This is a genomic window from Halomonas getboli, from assembly GCF_023094245.1.
Taxonomy (GTDB): domain Bacteria; phylum Pseudomonadota; class Gammaproteobacteria; order Pseudomonadales; family Halomonadaceae; genus Halomonas; species Halomonas getboli.
In genome coordinates this window covers 533,182-550,046 of sequence record NZ_JALMEW010000001.1, presented here as the reverse complement: position 1 = coordinate 550,046, position 16,865 = coordinate 533,182, and the positions used below count along the sequence as shown (strand labels likewise).

Genomic DNA, 16,865 nt, shown 5'->3' with positions numbered 1-16,865 from the left:
TATAGTGAGGACACTTCTCTCCACGAGTCGTCTGATGATGGGTATAGGTTCCGATGCCCGGGCCGGCAGCCAGCTGCTGGCCTGTCTTTCCTCTGCGGCCGAAACGGCCGATGGGCGTCACGACGGTCGCGATGACATTCTGGCCCTGATCGAGCACCTGTTTGGCCGCGCCCCGATCCTGCTCGACGGTTTCGATGCCCGGGGCCGCTGCATTCTCTGGAATCGCCAGTGCGAGGCCACCTTCGGCTGGACGGCCGACGAGATCATGGCCCACCCCGACCCGCTCTCCCTCTTTTATCCCGATGCCGCGGAATATCAGTCGGTCGCAGCCGGCCTGTCCTCGCACGACGGCTCGATGTTCCAGGAATGGACGCCCACCACTCGAGACGGGCGGCGACTCACCATTCTCTGGGCCAACGTGGCCCTGCCGGGCGGCGACATGATCTGTCTCGGGCATGACATCACCCAGCAGCGTCAGGCGGAGAACCAGCGCCGCCTGGCCGCCAGCGTCTTCGAGTCCAGCTCGGACGCCATTCTGATCACCGACGCCGAACGACGCATCTGCGACATCAACTCCGCCTTCACGCGCATCAGCGGCTTTTCCCGAGAAGAGGTGCTGGGCCTGACGCCCGACATGCTGGGCGCCGCCCATCACGACACCGAAACCTATGAGGCCATCTGCCAGCACCTCGACCACCAGAACCACTGGAAAGGCGAAGTCATCGGCCAGCGTCGCAACGGCGACGATTATCCGCTGCAACTTTCCGTCTCGGTGGTACGAGATGCGCTGGGCCAGGTGCTCCACTATGTCGCCACCTTTGCCGACATCACCCACCTCAAGCGTCATCAGGACGAGCTGCATTACCTGGCCCGCCACGATGCGCTGACCGAACTGCCCAATCGCCGCCACTTTGCCGAAAAGCTCGTGGAGGCCCTGCCCAAGGCACGACACGACGACACGCTGCTGGCGATCTGCTTTCTCGACCTGGACGGCTTCAAGCCGATCAACGACACCCTGGGACATGCCGCCGGCGATCAGGTCCTGGTCACCATCAGCCAGCGGCTGCGAAACGCCTTGCGTGCCGATGACATCCTGGCACGCCTGGGCGGCGACGAATTCGCCCTGCTGCTGACCGGGCTGAAGGACCGCCACGAAGGCATGCAGATCGTCGAACGCATTCGGCGCCTGATCAATCAGCCCATGCCGCTGGACGATACCCTGGTGCGCATTTCCACCAGTATCGGCGTCACCCTGTTTCCCCACGATGACGCGGAGGCGGAGATCCTGCTGCGCCACGCCGACCAGGCCATGTACCGCGCCAAGCACAGCGGCAAGAACCGCTACAGCCTGTTCGACCCGGCACTGCGTCAGGAAGCGCATCGCAGCCGCCGACGGCTCGACCGTCTCGAGCAGGCCTTTCGCGATGACGAGCTCGTGCTCTATTACCAGCCACGCGTGGATCTGCGCAGCGGCAAGGCCTGCGGACTGGAGGCCCTGCTGCGCTGGCAGCATCCCGAGCGCGGCCTGCTGGAACCCTCCGACTTCCTGCCCCAGCTGCTCGGCAGCCGACTCGAGACGCCCCTCGGCGACTGGGTGATCGAACGGGTCCTCGTCCAGCTCGACCACTGGCAGCGCCAGGACCTGTCGCTGCGGATCAGCTTTAACGCCAGTGCCAACCACCTGGCCCTGCCGGAGTTCACCGACCGCCTCGGCGCGGCCCTGTCGCAGCATCCCGGCCTGAACGGTCAGCTGCTCGAGATCGAGTTCCAGGAAAGCGCCGCCCTGGAGGATCTCGACGCCATCACCCGATCGCTGCGGCGCTGCCGCGAGGCGGGCCTGACCATCTCCCTGGACGACTTCGGCACCGGCTACTCGTCGCTGTCTCACCTGCGCGAGCTGCCGATCGACACCCTCAAGATCGACCAGCGCTTCGTCGGCACCCTGCTCGCGGACGATCGCGACGCGGCCCTGGTACAGGGCATCATTCAGCTGGGCGAGTGGCTGGGGCTCGACGTGGTCGCCGAGGGGGCCGAGACGCCGGCGCACTGTCGACGACTCCGCCAGCTGGGTTGCCCCATGGCGCAGGGCTACGCCATCGCGCGCCCCATGCCCGCCGCTCAGGTCATTCCCTGGCTGGCCGCTCACGCCTCCGGCCGCGCCCCACCCGCGTCCTGAGGCCCGCCAGCGCGAAGCAGGCGGATGCAGTCGGCGAGGAAAATGCTACAATCCGGGGCCTGATTTCACGGATATCCGCATGGCGGCCTCGACTTCGCCCAGGCGTCGAGTCGGCCGCCATGTTCCACGTCTACGGGAACCTCTGAGCCACCATGTCGAACACCGCCCCGCGCAAGATCCTGGTCACCAGCGCCCTGCCCTACGCCAACGGCGCCATCCACCTGGGCCACCTGCTGGAATACATCCAGACCGACATCTGGGTGCGCTTCCAGAAGAGCCGCGGCCATGACTGCCACTACGTCTGCGCCGACGACGCCCACGGCACCGCCATCATGCTGCGCGCCGAGCAGGAGGGCATCACCTCCCAGGCGCTGATCGACCGCGTCAGCAACGAGCACCAGGCCGACTTCTCGCGCTTCGGGGTCGCCTTCGACAACTATCACTCGACCCACTCCGAGGAAAACCGCTACTTCAGCGAGCTGATCTACACCCGGCTGCGCGACCAGGGCCATATCGCCACCCGCGACATCGAGCAGATGTACGACCCGGAGAAGGGGCTGTTCCTGGCCGACCGCTTCATCAAGGGCACCTGCCCGAAGTGCAAGGCCGACGACCAGTACGGCGACAACTGCGAGGCCTGCGGCGCCACCTACACCCCGGCCGAGCTGATCGAGCCGGTCTCCGCCATCTCCGGCGCCACCCCCGAGGTGCGCAGCTCCACCCACTACTTCTTCAAGCTGCCGGACTTCGCCACCTTCATGGAAGGCTGGATCAACGACGATCACGTCCAGCCGCAGATCCGCAACAAGCTGATGGAGTGGTTCGAATCCGGCTTCAACGAGTGGGACATCTCCCGCGACGCGCCCTACTTCGGCTTCGAGATCCCCGACGCCCCGGGCAAGTACTTCTACGTCTGGCTGGATGCCCCCATCGGCTACCTGGCCAGCTTCAAGAACCTCTGCGAGCGCGAGGGCCTCGACTTCGACGCCTACTGGCGCGAGGACTCCGACGCCGAGGTCTACCACTTCATCGGCAAGGACATCGTCTACTTCCATGCCCTGTTCTGGCCGGCCATGCTGCACGGCGCCGGCATGCGCACGCCGACCGCGGTCAACTGCCACGGCTTCGTCACCGTCAACGGCGCCAAGATGTCCAAGTCGCGCGGCACCTTCATCAAGGCCGCGACCTACGCCGAGCACCTGAACCCCGAATACCTGCGCTACTACTTCGCCGCCAAGCTGACCGCCGGCGTCGATGACCTGGACCTCAACCTCGAGGACTTCGCCCAGCGCGTGAACGCGGACCTGGTCGGCAAGGTGGTCAACATCGCCAGCCGCTGCGCCGGCTTCGTCAAGAAGCTCGGCGGCGGCAAGCTCTCGGCCCACTGCGCCGAGCCCCAGCGCGTCGCCCGCTTCGTCGCCGCCGGCGACGAGATCGCCGAGGCCTTCGAGGCCCGCGAGTTCGGCCGCGCCATGCGCAAGGTGATGGAGCTCGCCGACGAGGCCAACACCTACATCGCCGAGGCCGAGCCCTGGGTGCTGGCCAAGCAGGAAGGCCGCGAGCAGGAAGTGCTCGACATCTGCTCGGTGGGCATCAACCTGTTCCGCCAGCTGATGGTCTACCTGGCCCCGGTGCTGCCGGAGATGGCCGAAGGCGCCCGTGCCTTCCTGAAGCTCGACTCCCTCGACTGGGACAGCCGCCAGGAACTGCTGGTCGATCATGAGATCGCCAAGTTCAAGCCGCTGATGACTCGGGTCGAACGTGACCGCATCGACGCCATGATCGAAGCGTCCAAGGAGGATCTGGTGGAAGAACAGAAGCTCAAGGACACGCCCAAGGGGCCGCTGGCCGACAATCCCATCGCCGAGCAGATCGAGTTCGGCGACTTCGCCAAGGTCGACCTGCGCATCGCGCGCATCGCCAAGGCGGAATACGTCGAAGGCGCCGACAAGCTGCTGCAGCTGACCCTCGACCTCGGCGGCGAGACCCGCAACGTCTTCGCCGGCATCCGCAAGGCCTACGCCCCCGAGGCCCTGGAAGGCCACCTGACGGTGATGGTCGCCAACCTCGCGCCGCGCAAGATGCGCTTCGGCGTCTCCGAAGGCATGGTGCTGGCCGCCGGCGACGACGACGGCATCTACCTGCTGGAGCCTCATTCCGGCGCCCAGCCGGGCCAGCGCGTGAGCTGAGTCGGGCATGACGCAGCCCGCCCTGATCGAGGCCGTCGATGCCGCCTTGCCGCAGACCCAGTGCGGCAAGTGCGGACACGACGGCTGTCGTCCCTACGCCGAGGCCATCGCGGAAGGCGAGGCGATCAACCGCTGTCCGCCAGGCGGCGAGGCCACCGTGTCACGGCTGGCCGAGCTGACCGGCCGCGCCGCGCTGCCGCTGGAGCAACCGGCTCAATCGCCGCTGGTGGCGCGGATTCGCGAGGCCGAGTGCATCGGCTGCACCAAGTGCATCCAGGCCTGCCCGGTAGACGCCATCCTCGGCGCCGCCAAGCACATGCACACGGTGATCGAGACCGAATGCACCGGCTGCGAGCTGTGCGTGGCCCCCTGCCCGGTCGACTGCATCGACCTGCTGCCGCATCCGGACTGGCAGGCGGCCGACAACGAGGCCGAGCAGGATGCCTACCTGGCCCGACGCGCCGAGCGTGGCCGACGCCGCTTCGAGGCGCGCAACGCGCGTCTAGCCCGCGAGGAAGAGGCCAAGCGCCGGCGGCGGCGCGAGCGCAGCGCCCGGCACGCTTCTGCTGCCACCACGCCCGCCCAGGCCCAGGCGCAGCAGCCCGCTCAGGCGCCGGCGACCTCCTCCAGTGCCCTGCGCGCCAGTCGAGTCAGCCTGGTCGCCAGCCTCAAGCGACTGGATCGCCAACGGCAGGCGAGCGATCTCGCGCCCGACAAGCGCGACGAGCTCGAGCGGCGCGACGCGGAGCTGCGCGATCGCCTAGCCGACATCGATCGCCAGCTTGCAGGTGCCGACGGCAGGCAGGCATCGCATGGCGCCGCGGACAAGGCCACCCGGCAGGCCGAGCGTCAGCGCCGCTTCGCCGTCAACGCCGCCGAGCAGGCCCGGCGCCGCGCCCGCCAGCAGCTGGCCCACGCCGAACGCCAGCGCGACGACGACGCCATCGCCGCCGCCCACGAGCAGATCGAGCGCGCCGAGCGCATGCTCGCCGAGGCGCGCGCCGCCCTCGATCCCGCCTCCCACTGATCACTGTCGGCCATGCCATGAACGCCCAGAAACGCCACGAGATCTTCGCCCGCTTGCGCGAGCACAATCCCGAACCCACCACCGAGCTCAACTGGTCGACGCCCTTCGAGCTGCTCGCCGCGGTGCTGATGTCGGCCCAGGCCACCGACGTGGGCGTCAACAAGGCCACCGACCGGCTGTTTCCGGTGGCCAACACCCCGGCGGCCATCCTCGAACTGGGCCTGGACGGCCTGAAGGAACACATCAAGACCATCGGCCTGTACAACACCAAGGCCGAGAACCTGATGAAGACCTGTCGCATCCTGATGGACCAGCACGGCGGCGAGGTCCCGCGCACCCGCAAGGCGCTCGAGGCGCTGCCCGGCGTCGGCCGCAAGACCGCCAACGTCATCCTCAACACCGCCTTCGGCGAGCCGACCATCGCCGTGGACACCCATATCTTCCGGGTCTCCAACCGCACCGGCATCGCCAAGGGCAAGGACGTGGTCGAGGTGGAGCAGAAGCTGCTCCGCCACGTGCCCAAGGAATTCCGCCAGGACGCCCACCACTGGCTGATCCTCCACGGCCGCTACACCTGCGTGGCGCGCAAGCCGCGCTGCGGCAGCTGCGTAATCGAGGATCTGTGCGAGTTTCCCGACAAGGTGGAGCTCTAGGCGCCCTTCACATACCGCCCAACGCGCCGGACATGACCGGCGAGGGAGACGCTGGATGGCCCTGCTCCAATCGCTGCTGCTGCCCCCGTTGCTCAACGCCTGGCTGATTCTGCTCGGCGGGCTGCTGTGGATGCGCCTGCACGTGATCGGCGGACTGCTGGTCGCGCTGGGACTGGGCGGCCTCGTCCTGCTCGCCACGCCGACGGTCAGCCATGCCCTGCGTCAGGGGCTGGAGCCGCCTCCCCTCACCGCCGGCGCTCTCATGGACGGTGCCCAGGGGCAGCGAGCAAGCGCCATCGTGATCCTCGGCGGTGGCCGCGACGTAGACGCCCCCGAATTCGGCTGGGGCGACGCTCCGTCCAACGCCAGCTGGCGACGCCTGGCCTACGGCGCCTGGCTGCACCGTCTGAGCGGCCTGCCGATCCTGGTCAGCGGCGGTCGGGTCCATGACGAGCACAGCGCCGAGGCCAGCCTGATGGCCGCCGCGCTGCGCGACGTGTTCGACGTCCCCGTGCGCTGGCTGGAGGGTGGCAGCGCCGACACCGCGGAAAACGCCCGAAACAGTGCCGCCATCCTGCAGGCCGAGGGCATCGAGCATATCGCGCTGGTCTCGCAGGCCTGGCATCTGCCCCGGGCCACGGACGAGTTCGAACGCGCGGGCCTGACCGTGACCCCGGCCCCCACCGAATTCGCCAGCCCACCGCCGGCGGGGCTCCTGGCCTGGCGACCGAGCGCCTATCACCTGCATCAGAGCACGCGGGCCCTGCACGAATGGCTGGGGCGCGGTGAGGGGTGGCTTCGCGATACCCTTCTGCATCGCTGATATACCAAAACGCCGCGGCTGGGACGCGGCGTTTTTTCCTGGTCGGGCGAGGTCGCGTCAGGCAACGTTTCCCGGGTGTCCAAGTACCTAGTCTCGCGTCGATGGACACGGCGCCCCGCAGGGCGCACAGGCGCTGGCATCGCGCTGTACCAGCGCGGACGGCGCCCGACCATCGCCCATGTTGAAGGCGAAGGTGGGGCTGTTCAGGTGATCGATCAGGATCAGCACCAGAATCGCCAGCAGGATGCCGACGATGCGGTGACGTTTGTAGGCAGCATTCATGGCGTCTTCCTTCGATCAGTTGGGCAGGCGGAAACAGGGCCGCAGGCGAATGCCGATCATCGAGCCGGCGAAGGCGCAGGCGAACCAGATCCAGGCATGCACGCTGGCCGAGGCCAGGCCGGAGAACAGCGCGCCGATGTTGCAGCCGAACGCCAGCCGCGCCCCGTAGCCCAGCAGCAGGCCTCCCACGACCGCCGCCAGGAAGGGCCGCCCCCGGGGCGTCTGCCGGCTGGCCTCGTTGAAGCGGCGGGCCATGCCCGCGGCCAGCATCGCGCCCAGCAGCAGGCCGAAGTTCATCACCGAGGGAATATTGACCAGCACCGAGTCGGCCAGCGCCTGGGCGGGATAGGCCCAGTTCCAGAACTCGAACTGGCCCATGTCCACCCCGAGCCCCTGCAGCACCTTGGCGCCCCACAGGTTGAAGGCGAAGGTGATGCCCCAGGGCGAGCCGCCGATCACCAGCGTCAACGCATTGCCGACGGCCAGCACGATGATCGCCCACAGGAACGGCCAGCGGCCGGTGAACAGGGCCTTGGCCACGCTGCCCTCGGCCGGCCGCAGGCGCAGTTCGGTGCGCTCCAGGGAACCGTGCGCCCGCCGTTCGACGCGATTGACCCACAGCGCCACGGCGCCGAGGCCCAGCCACTGCACGGCGATCGCCCCCGGCACCCCGACCCAGTCGATCAGGCTGATCGGATCCACCGCCGGCAGGTCGAGCCACCAGGGCAGATGGATGGAGCCGAGCACGGCCCCGACGATGAAGAACAGCAGCGTCACCATCATGCGCAGATTGCCGGCGCCGACGGTGAACAGGGTGCCGGAGCCGCAGCCGCCGCCCAGCTGCATGCCGATGCCGAAGATGAAGGAGCCCACCACCAGCGAGGTGCCCACCGGCGCCACCGCGCCGATCACGTCGTCGCGGCCGCTGCCCAGGATCGGAATCATGATCAGCGCCGCCAGGGCGAACAGCATCAGCTGGGCCCGCATGCCGGCCCCGCGCTTTTTGGTCACCAGGTTGCGCCAGCCGGCAGTGAAGCCGAAGGCACCGTGGTACAGGGCCACGCCCAGCACGGCGCTTACCGCCAACAGCGCCAGCAGAAACGGCGCCGTCTCGAGCCACACCAGCCCGCCCAGCACCACCAGGCCGGCCAGCGCCAGCCCCACCACGAAACGATCGGGCCCCGGGCGGGTCGCCGCCGGGGCCATGGAAGTCGCTTGAGTCATCGTATCCCTGCTCTACTCAAATGAGCCTCCCGGGCACACCGCCTCGAGAGGCGTGGTCGCGGCTCAGTCCTCGACGCCGAAGAAATCGAGCACCTTGCCCAGGCCGCGCTTGGCCACCGTGACCGGGCGCGCGTCGTCCTGGGACCACTCGGCCATCGAGCCGTCGTAGAGGGCCACATCGTCGAGCCCCATCACCTCGCTGAGCACGAACCAGTCGGTCGCCGCCCAGTGCCCGGTATTGCAGAAGGATACCGTCGGCTTGCCGGCCTCGATGCCCGCCGCGTCGACGCGCGACTGCAGCACCTCCTGGTCGAGATACCAGGCCTGCTGACGCTCGCCCAGCAGCGTCTGCTGGGGCAGGTTGAGGGCGCCGGGAATGGTGCCGGGGACCTTGGCCGCGGGCGACTGGTTCTCGCCGCGGAAGTAGTCCGCCGGGCGGGCATCGACCAGCTGGGCCTGCCCCGCCTCGCGGGCGGCCTGCACTTCCTCGGTGGTGGCGATCAGCTCGGGCTGCAGCTCGCCCTCGAAGTCGGCGAACTCGCCGCGCTCGGGCGCGCCGCTGGCCACGTCCATGCCCTGGGCCTGCCAGCCGGCGAAGCCGCCATCGAGGATCGCCACCTCGTCGTGCCCCAGAACCTTGAAGGTCCAGTAGACACGGGCCGCGCTGCCGAAGTCCGTGGCGCCGGTGCCGGCGGGCACGACCACCACGGTGTCGTCGTTGTCGATGCCGAGACCGCCGATCAGGCGTTCGAGGCTGGACACGGGGGGCAGCACACCGGTCACGCCGTCGCGCGACTCGCGCCAGCCGTCGTCGGTGTAGCTGCTGTAGACGCTGCCGGGAATATGCGCCGCCTCGAAGGTGCCTCGATCGCCGCCGCCGTCGATGCCGGAGCGCACGTCGAGCACCACCAGATCGTCATCGCCGAGGTGATCGCTCAGCCAGTCGGCCTCCACCAGCGGCGAGATGTCGGCGGCCAGCGCCGAGGAAGCCGCCATCATCAGTCCGGCGCCTGTCAGAAGGGGTTTCCACATATACCTGACCTCTATCATCGGGATTAAGGGGCAACCATTATCCGGGTCGACATGGCGACTGCAATATACGGCAAACGCATAAATCCAAATTTTTTAAACGCATATCGTTATTTCAAGGAAGCGCATCGCCCAGCCAGTGTGATCAGCCCAGCGAGAACTCTCCGCCGCACTCGATGGCCCGCCGATAGGCCGGGCGCTCACGGCAGCGGGCCAGGAAGTCCTGCAGCCGCGGCGCTCCCTCGAGCCCGCCGCGGCCCTCCAGCGCCAGCACCGGGAAGCTCATCTGGATGTCCGCGGCGCTGAAGGCCTCGCCGGCGAACCAGGGCGAACCCTCGAGCTCGCCCTCCCAGTAGTCGCGCAGTTCGGTGATCCGCGGACCGAGGAAGCTCCGCTCCACGCCCTTGGCGAACTGGCGCCCCAGCGGCCGCACCAGCGCCGGCACCGGCGGCTTGCCGAGCCGCGAGAACACCAGCCGCATGACCAGCGGCGGCATCGCCGAGCCCTCGGCGTGGTGCAGCCAGAAGCGATAGCGCTCGCGCTCGTCGCTGCCGACCGGCGGCGCCAGCCGGCCGTCGGCATCGTGATGCTCGAGCAGGTACTCGATGATCGCCCCGGACTCGGCGATGGCCCGCCCGCCCCGCGCCTCGTCGGTGATCACCGGCGACTTGCCCAGCGGATGCACCGCCTTGAGCGAGGCCGGGGCCAGCATGGTCTCGGGATCACGCCGATAGACGACCAGCTCGTACTCGGCGTCCAGCTCCTCCAGCAGCCACAGCACACGCTGGGACCGCGAGTTCTCCAGGTGATGCACGTGAATCATGAGGCGTCCTCCCTGTCCTGACATGAATCGCCAGTGTAGCGGGCTTGGCCCAAGGTCGTCTTTGCCCTCCTGCGGAGCGACACTAGACTCGAAGAAACAGGCATTTAATGCGCGGCATCGCGGGGAGTGCGACATGACCAAGGTGCTGGTGGTAGACGACGAGCCCAACATCGTCCTGTCGCTGGAGTTTCTGATGCAGCAGGCCGGCTTCGAGGTGATGACCGCCGAGGACGGCGAGACGGCGCTGACCCGCGTGGCCGAGACGCGACCGGACCTGGTGCTGCTCGACATCAGCCTGCCGGGCATCGGCGGCTTCGACGTGCTGGAGCGGCTGCGCGCCGACCCCGACCTCGCCCGACTGCCGGTCATCATGCTCACCGCCCACGGCCGTGAGGTGGAGCGCGAGAAGGGCCTGGCGCTGGGCGCCGACGACTACGTCACCAAGCCCTTCTCGACCCGCGAGCTGGTCGAACGGGTCAAGGCACTGCTGGGCGAGGCCGGCCAGGAAGGCGCATCATGACCCGCCGCTCCGGACCGCCGCGCCGCCAGACCCTGATCGGGCTGTGGCTGCTGCTCAGCGGCGTGAGCCTGCTCGGCGGCGCGCTCTTCGCCCTGTGGCTGGACGGCCTGCTCGCCCCCGAGGGCCCGGCCCGCTGGGCGCTATGGGCCGGCAGCTTCTCCGGCGGCGGCACCCTCTTCGTGGTCGGCCTGATCCTCGAACGCCGGCTGTTCGCGCCGCTGCGCCACCTTCAGGTGCAGCTGGCACGCCTGGTGGCCAATCCCGACGCCCAGGACGACTACCCGCCGGAAGGCTGGCTGCGCGGCCTGGGGCCCGACCTGATGCGCATCCGCGAGGCCTGGCGCGACGATCGCGCCCGGTTGGGCAACGCCCGCGCCGAAGGGGCGCGCAGCGCCGCCCGCATCCGCCAGGAGCTCGAGGCGCTGCTGCAGGTGCTCGACACGCCGCTGCTGCTGTGCGACCGCCACCGCCGGCTGCTGCTGTTCAATCCGGCCGCCGAGGCGCTGTTCGCCGACGCCCCCGGGCTGGGGCTCGGCAAGCGACTCGACGCCCTGCTGCCCACCGCCAGCCTGCAGGAGGCCCTGCGCCGGCTGCCCGAGGACGCCACGCCCCGAGAACTGCTGGTGCCCTGCGGCGAGCGCTGGCTGCGCGCGACCCTGAGACGCATCCCGGAGAGCCAGGGCGAGACCCTGCTGACGCTGGTGGATGCCACGGCCAGCTGGCACAACGAGCTGGGTGCCGGCGCCGCCCTGGCAGAGCTGCTGCCGGCCCTGCGCCGCCACGGCGCCGGCCTGACCAGTGCCGCCGATGCCCTGGGCCATTTGTCCGGCGCCGACAGCGACGCCCTGCGCCGGCGTCTGGCCAACGTGGTCGAGGAGGAAGGCCGCGGGCTGGCCGAACGCCTGGAGCGGCTGGGCGAGACCCTCGACGCCCAGCAGCGCCAGGCCGAACGCCTGTCGCCGCTGTGGTCCAACGACCTCTGGGCCAGCCTCGCCGAACGCCTGCCCGAGCAGGGCCTGACCCTCACGCCGGTCGGCATGCCGGCCTGGCTCAAGGGCGACGCCCCGGTGCTGCTCGAGGCCCTGAACAGGCTACTGATGCGGCTCAGCGAGCGCACCGGTGAGACCCGCTTCGACGGCGAGGTCTGCCTGGGCAACCAGCGCGCCTACGTCGACCTGTGCTGGCAAGGTGCGCCGCTCAGCGAGCACGAGCTGTCGGCCTGGCGAGGCGAACGCCTCGAGGCCCTGCCCCTCGCCCCGACCCTCGGCGAAGTGCTGCGCCAGCATGCCAGCGACGCCTGGAGCCTGGCCGACCACGACGGCGTTCATGCCCGCCTGCGGCTGCCCCTGCCGGCCCTGGAACGCGTGGGCGCGCCCCGCCAGGTCCCGCCGCCGCGGCCCGAGTTTCACGACTTCGGTATCGCCGAGCTGCCGCCGCCGGACGCCGAGCTCGCCGCCCGGCCGCTGCGCGCGCTGGAGATCGTGGCCTGCGACACCGAGACCACCGGCCTGGAGCTGCGACGCGGTGACAGAGTCATCAGCATCGGAGCCTGCCGCATCGTCAACGCCCGGCTGCTGGCCAGCGAGACCTTCGACCTGCTCATCGATCCGGGCCGGCCGATCCCCCCGGCCAGCACCGCCATCCACGGCCTCACCGACGCCGACGTCGCCGGGGCCCCGCCCGCCGCCGTCGCCCTGCCGCGCTTTCGCGACTACGTCGGCGACGCCGTGCTGCTGGCCCACAACGCCGCCTTCGACCTGCTGGCCCTGCAGCCATCGGACGGGGGCGTCTCCCTCGACATGCCGGTGCTCGACAGCCTGCTGATCTCCCGCGGCCTGGATCCCAGCCTCGACGGTCATGATCTGGATTCCCTGGCCGAACGCTACGGACTCGCCTTCCCGCCGGGCAGCCGCCACACGGCGCTGGGGGATGCCCGAGTCACCGCCGAACTATGGCTGGCCCTGCTGCCGCGCCTCGAGGCCCGGGGCATCGACACCCTGGAGGCCGTGCTGGCCCTGCAGGCCAGGGCCTTCGATCGGGAGGACGCCAGCGCCTCATGATGCCGACACGCCGCAAGGAACGCCTGATTGCCCTGATCATTCTGGCGACGCTGCTGTTCACGCCGCCGCTGCTGCTGGTCACCGAGCGCCTGGGCCCCGGCGCCCTGACGCTGTCTGTCTTCCTGGCCTGGGCCGCGGTGATCGCGCTGGCCGCCTGGCTGCTGGAAGGCGGGCGCAGAGAGTGAGCTGGCGCAGCGAAGCGACGGTGCTGGCCGTGGCCTTCGGCTATCTGGCCCTGCTATTCCTGATCGCCGCCTGGGGCGACCGGCGCGCCGAACGCGGCCGCTCGATCATCGGCTCGCCCACCATCTACGCGCTGTCGATCGCCGTCTACTGCACCGCATGGACCTTCTACGGCAGCGTCGGCCGCGCCGCCGAGACCGGGCCCAGCTTCCTGCTGATCTATCTCGGGCCGACGCTGGCCATGCTGCTGGCCCCCTTCGTGACGCGCAAGATGGTGCGCATCGCCCGCGCCCAGCGCCTGACGTCCATCGCCGATTTCATCAGCGCCCGCTACGGCAAGAGCACCGGGCTCGGCGCCCTGGTGGCACTGATCGCCCTGGTCGGCATCACGCCCTACATCGCCCTGCAGCTCAAGGCCATCACGCTGAGCCATGCGGTGCTGGTCGACTACCCTGAGGCGACCGGCGGCACGCTCGAGAACGCTCCCTTCTGGGCCGACAAGTCGTTCTGGGTGGCCCTGGTGCTGGCGGTATTCATCATCCTGTTCGGCACCCGCCATCTCGACGCCAGCGAACGCCACGAGGGCATGGTCGCCGCCATCGCCTTCGAGTCGCTGGTCAAGCTGACGGCCTTCCTGGCGGTCGGCGCGTTCACGGTCTTCGTGCTCTACCGCGGTCCAGGCGAGCTGTTCGCACGGGTCGCCGAGACCCCGGCGCTGCTCGAGGTGCTGGGCCTGGCCGCGGTACCGGGCGGCGCTCTGGGCTGGGTGGGCACCCTGGCGCTGGCCTTCCTGGCCTTCCTCGGTCTGCCGCGCCAGTTCCAGGTGATGGTGGTCGAGAACGTCGACGAGCGGCACATCACCCGGGCGGCCTGGCTGTTTCCGCTGTATCTGCTGGCGATCAACCTGTTCGTGATGCCCATCGCCCTGGCCGGCCTGCTGGGCGATGCCGGCGGCAACCCGGACGGCTTCGTGCTGACGCTGCCGCTGGGCACCGGCGCCGAGGGGCTGCCGCTGCTGGTCTTCATCGGCGGGCTGTCGGCGGCCACCGGCATGATGATCGTCGAGACCATCGCGCTGTCGACCATGGTCAGCAACCAGCTGGTGATGCCGCTGCTGCTGCGCGCCCGCCTGCTGCCGCGCGGCGGCCAAGGCGCGCTGGCCGGCTGGGTGCTCGGGGTGCGTCGCCTGGCGATACTGGCCATCCTGCTGCTGGGCTACGGCTACCATGCCCTGGTCGGCGATGCCTACAGCCTGGTTACCATCGGCCTGGTGTCCTTCGCCGCCGCCGCCCAGTTCACCCCGGCGCTGCTGATCGGCCTCTACTGGCGCGGCGCCAATCGGATGGGCGCCGGACTCGGCCTCACGGCCGGCTTCGTCCTCTGGGCCTGGACCCTGCTGATTCCGGGCTTCGCCCAGTCCGGCTGGCTCGACGCCGGCTTCCTGACCCAGGGGCCGTTCGGCATCGAGTGGCTCAGGCCCTATGCGCTGTTCGGCCTGGAAGGTTGGGATATCTACACCCATGCGCTGCTGTGGAGCCTGGTGGCCAACGTCGGCCTGCTGGTCGGCGTCTCGCTGTTCACGCGCCAGTCATCGCTGGAGCAGACCCAGGCCGCGCTGTTCACCGAGGCGCTGCATCCGCGGCTCGACCAGGCCTCGCTGGGCCACGCCGGCCACACGCCGCGGGGCGAGCTGCGCGCCCTGCTCGATCGCTATCTGGGCGCGGCCACCACCGCCCGGGTCTTCGCCGAGGAACCCGATCAGGACGACCGGCACCCCGCGTCGCCGGCGCTGGTGGCGCGGGGCGAACGGGCGCTGGCCGGGGCGCTGGGCAGCGCCTCGGCGCGGGTGCTGATCGACTCGGTGGTGCGCGGCGAAGCGCTCGACTTGCCGGCGCTGCTGAGCATCCTCGACACCACCTCCGAGACGCTGGAGATGAACCGCCGCCTCGAGCAAAAGTCCCGCGAGCTCGAGCGCGCCGGTGAGGCGCTGCGCGAGGCCAATGAACGGCTACGCGAACTCGACCGCCTCAAGGACGAGTTCGTGGCCATGGTCAGTCACGAGCTGAGGACGCCGCTGACCTCGATCCGCGCCTTCGCCGAGATCCTGCGCGATCATCGCGACCTGCCCGACGACAAGCGCGAGCACTTCCTCGAAGTGGTGGTACGCGAGAGCCAGCGCCTGTCGCGGCTGATCGAGGAGATCCTCGACCTGGCCCGGCTGGAGAGCGGCCGACTGACGCTGCATCCCGAGCGGCTCGACCTCGCCGAGCTGGCCCGTCGCGGCGTCGAGGCGATGCAGCGCCCCCTGGAAGAACGCGGCATAACGCTGGAGGTCGCCTTCGAGGCGGACGCCGCGCCGGTGATCGGCGACCCCGACCGGCTCGAGCAGGTGGTCATCAACCTGCTCGACAACGCCGGCAAGTTCGCCGACGCCACAGCGCCCCGGGTGCGCCTGACGCTGGCGCGCCACAAGCGCGGCTTCCGGCTGGCCGTGGAGGACAACGGCGCCGGCATCGCCGAGGACGAGCGCGAGCGGGTGTTCGAGAAGTTCCACCAGATCCAGCATCAGGACGACGGCGCCCCGCGCGCCCGCCCGCGAGGCAGCGGGCTGGGCCTGCCGATCTCACGCGGTATCGTCGCCCATCTCGGCGGCCGACTGTGGGTCGAGGACGCCCCGACGCTGGGCGGCGCCTGCCTGGTGATGGAACTACCGGAGGCGCCGGACGACGACGCCGCCCCGCCTACTCCACCGACTGCACCCGCTTCACCAGCCGCCGAATGACGGTGAGGTCATGGCGCAGCAGCAGGCGCCGATCCTCGCCAAGCGCGTCGAGGTCGATCCAACCATCGGCGATGCGACCCTGACGCAGGGCATCGCGCTGGGCCGTCAGCAGCAGCACCTGCAACCGCTCCAGCGCCCGCCGCAGTTCGGCCGAATGCGATGCTTCCAGTGTCCCCGCCGCCACCAGGGCGGACAGCCGTTCCCGGGTGGCCATCGCCCGCACCCGATGACGCACGCTCAGCAGGCGCACGGCGCCGATCAGCAGCAACAATCCACGATGCTTGAGATCCAGCGCCGACTCGGCCGGCGCCCCCTCGCCCCCGCCGGCCAGTCGTCCGAAGCGGTCGAGCGCCACCGGGCATTCATTCAGCAGCGCCGCCATCTCATCGAGAAACAGTCCGGCCTCGGGAACGTGACGCATCACACCATCGATCAGTCCGGTCGCCAGCGCGGCATCACCGTACACCGGTGAAGCATCGAGCAGGATAGTGGCCTGCTGCACGCGCTTGACCCGCCGCTCGGCGGTCCAGATGGCCAGCTGGGCCTGCCACTCCGAAAGGCGCTTGCGCCACATCGGCCAGCGCGCCATGACGTGCCCGGGGCAAAGCGGGATGCCGGCGGCGTCCAGGCGGTCGGTGAAGCGCTGACCCAGCGCCTGGAAGTAGCCATCGATCTCGGTATGACGGGCGTCGGGATAGTCGGCGATGACCATGGCGTTGTCCTGGTCCGGCACCAGCAGGCTCTCATGGCGAGCCGCCGACCCCAGCGTCATCACGCAGAACGCCACCGGCGGCGCGCCCCAGCCCTGCTCCTGCATGGCGTCGAGTGACATCTCGATGGCCCGGCGATAGAGCGCATCGTTATGGTCGCTGATCAGCTGAGCGATGCGCCAGGCGGGCAGGTCGAGACGCACCAGCGCCTCCACCAGGTGCCGCTGCCAGGCATGCGCCTCGGCCAGGCCCGGCGTCGGCCCCAAACGCTCGACGGCCTCGTCCAGCGGCGCTAGCAGCGCCGGCAGCCGGCCGGCATCTGGCACGAGATCGTCGGCAAACAGCGAGCGCCAGGTCGAGGTTCGGTGGAGCAGATGCATCGGC

The 16,865-nt window shown here is 69.6% G+C and carries 14 protein-coding genes; 9 read left to right on the top strand and 5 right to left on the bottom strand.

Annotated elements, in window-relative coordinates; genetic code table 11:
• Nucleotides 1-34 precede the first annotated feature (34 nt).
• The 5 genes from MYL53_RS02730 to MYL53_RS02710 all read left to right on the top strand — a co-directional run bounded on the left by MYL53_RS02730 (nucleotide 35) and on the right by MYL53_RS02710 (nucleotide 6,868).
• Nucleotides 35-2,176: a putative bifunctional diguanylate cyclase/phosphodiesterase gene (locus MYL53_RS02730; protein WP_247851874.1), complete on the top strand. Its 2,142-nt coding sequence runs from the start codon at nucleotides 35-37 to the stop codon at nucleotides 2,174-2,176.
• Between the two features lie 152 nt (nucleotides 2,177-2,328).
• Nucleotides 2,329-4,365 (top strand): methionine--tRNA ligase, encoded by a 2,037-nt coding sequence (metG, locus tag MYL53_RS02725; protein WP_247851872.1) that lies wholly within the window; start codon nucleotides 2,329-2,331, stop codon nucleotides 4,363-4,365.
• Nucleotides 4,366-4,372: 7 nt separating this feature from the next.
• Nucleotides 4,373-5,392 (top strand): RnfABCDGE type electron transport complex subunit B, encoded by a 1,020-nt coding sequence (locus MYL53_RS02720; protein ID WP_247851870.1) that lies wholly within the window; start codon nucleotides 4,373-4,375, stop codon nucleotides 5,390-5,392.
• A 17-nt stretch (nucleotides 5,393-5,409) separates the two neighbouring features.
• On the top strand, nucleotides 5,410-6,045 hold the full coding sequence (gene nth, locus MYL53_RS02715; protein ID WP_247851869.1) for an endonuclease III: 636 nt from the start codon (nucleotides 5,410-5,412) through the stop codon (nucleotides 6,043-6,045).
• A 55-nt stretch (nucleotides 6,046-6,100) separates the two neighbouring features.
• Nucleotides 6,101-6,868 carry a YdcF family protein gene (locus tag MYL53_RS02710; protein ID WP_247851867.1) on the top strand — a complete coding sequence of 256 codons (768 nt, stop codon included), beginning with the start codon at nucleotides 6,101-6,103 and terminating at the stop codon, nucleotides 6,866-6,868.
• Between the two features lie 87 nt (nucleotides 6,869-6,955).
• Here MYL53_RS02710 and MYL53_RS02705 read toward each other — a convergent pair whose 3' ends face one another.
• The 4 genes from MYL53_RS02705 to MYL53_RS02690 all read right to left on the bottom strand — a co-directional run bounded on the left by MYL53_RS02705 (nucleotide 6,956) and on the right by MYL53_RS02690 (nucleotide 10,226).
• The gene (locus MYL53_RS02705; RefSeq protein ID WP_247851865.1) at nucleotides 6,956-7,150 is read right to left on the bottom strand and encodes a hypothetical protein; all 195 of its coding nucleotides are present in this window, start codon (nucleotides 7,148-7,150) and stop codon (nucleotides 6,956-6,958) included.
• Between the two features lie 15 nt (nucleotides 7,151-7,165).
• Nucleotides 7,166-8,374, bottom strand: coding sequence for a YeeE/YedE family protein (locus tag MYL53_RS02700; RefSeq protein ID WP_247851863.1), 1,209 nt, complete (start codon nucleotides 8,372-8,374; stop codon nucleotides 7,166-7,168).
• 63 nt (nucleotides 8,375-8,437) lie between these two features.
• Complete coding sequence (locus MYL53_RS02695; protein WP_247851862.1) at nucleotides 8,438-9,406, bottom strand: sulfurtransferase; 969 nt, start codon at nucleotides 9,404-9,406, stop codon at nucleotides 8,438-8,440.
• Between the two features lie 142 nt (nucleotides 9,407-9,548).
• Nucleotides 9,549-10,226 carry a glutathione S-transferase family protein gene (locus tag MYL53_RS02690; protein ID WP_247851861.1) on the bottom strand — a complete coding sequence of 226 codons (678 nt, stop codon included), beginning with the start codon at nucleotides 10,224-10,226 and terminating at the stop codon, nucleotides 9,549-9,551.
• Between the two features lie 133 nt (nucleotides 10,227-10,359).
• Between MYL53_RS02690 and MYL53_RS02685 the strand changes: the two genes are divergently transcribed.
• From MYL53_RS02685 to MYL53_RS02670, 4 genes are read left to right on the top strand one after another with little or no spacing between them, the layout of a single operon-like run.
• Nucleotides 10,360-10,746: a response regulator transcription factor gene (locus MYL53_RS02685; RefSeq protein WP_247851859.1), complete on the top strand. Its 387-nt coding sequence runs from the start codon at nucleotides 10,360-10,362 to the stop codon at nucleotides 10,744-10,746.
• Nucleotides 10,743-12,806: an exonuclease domain-containing protein gene (locus tag MYL53_RS02680; RefSeq protein WP_247851857.1), complete on the top strand. Its 2,064-nt coding sequence runs from the start codon at nucleotides 10,743-10,745 to the stop codon at nucleotides 12,804-12,806. Before MYL53_RS02685 ends, MYL53_RS02680 begins: the two co-directional genes overlap by 4 nt.
• Nucleotides 12,803-12,991, top strand: a complete 189-nt coding sequence (locus MYL53_RS02675) for a hypothetical protein (RefSeq protein WP_247851855.1) — start codon at nucleotides 12,803-12,805, stop codon at nucleotides 12,989-12,991. Before MYL53_RS02680 ends, MYL53_RS02675 begins: the two co-directional genes overlap by 4 nt.
• Nucleotides 12,988-15,771, top strand: a complete 2,784-nt coding sequence (locus MYL53_RS02670; protein WP_247851854.1) for an ATP-binding protein — start codon at nucleotides 12,988-12,990, stop codon at nucleotides 15,769-15,771. The genes MYL53_RS02675 and MYL53_RS02670 overlap by 4 nt, the downstream gene beginning before the upstream one ends.
• On the opposite strand, the gene MYL53_RS02665 is transcribed toward MYL53_RS02670, so the two are convergent.
• Nucleotides 15,731-16,861, bottom strand: a complete 1,131-nt coding sequence (locus MYL53_RS02665) for a DUF294 nucleotidyltransferase-like domain-containing protein (RefSeq protein WP_247851853.1) — start codon at nucleotides 16,859-16,861, stop codon at nucleotides 15,731-15,733. The two genes, MYL53_RS02670 and MYL53_RS02665, sit on opposite strands and share 41 nt — an antisense overlap.
• Nucleotides 16,862-16,865: the final 4 nt, after the last annotated feature.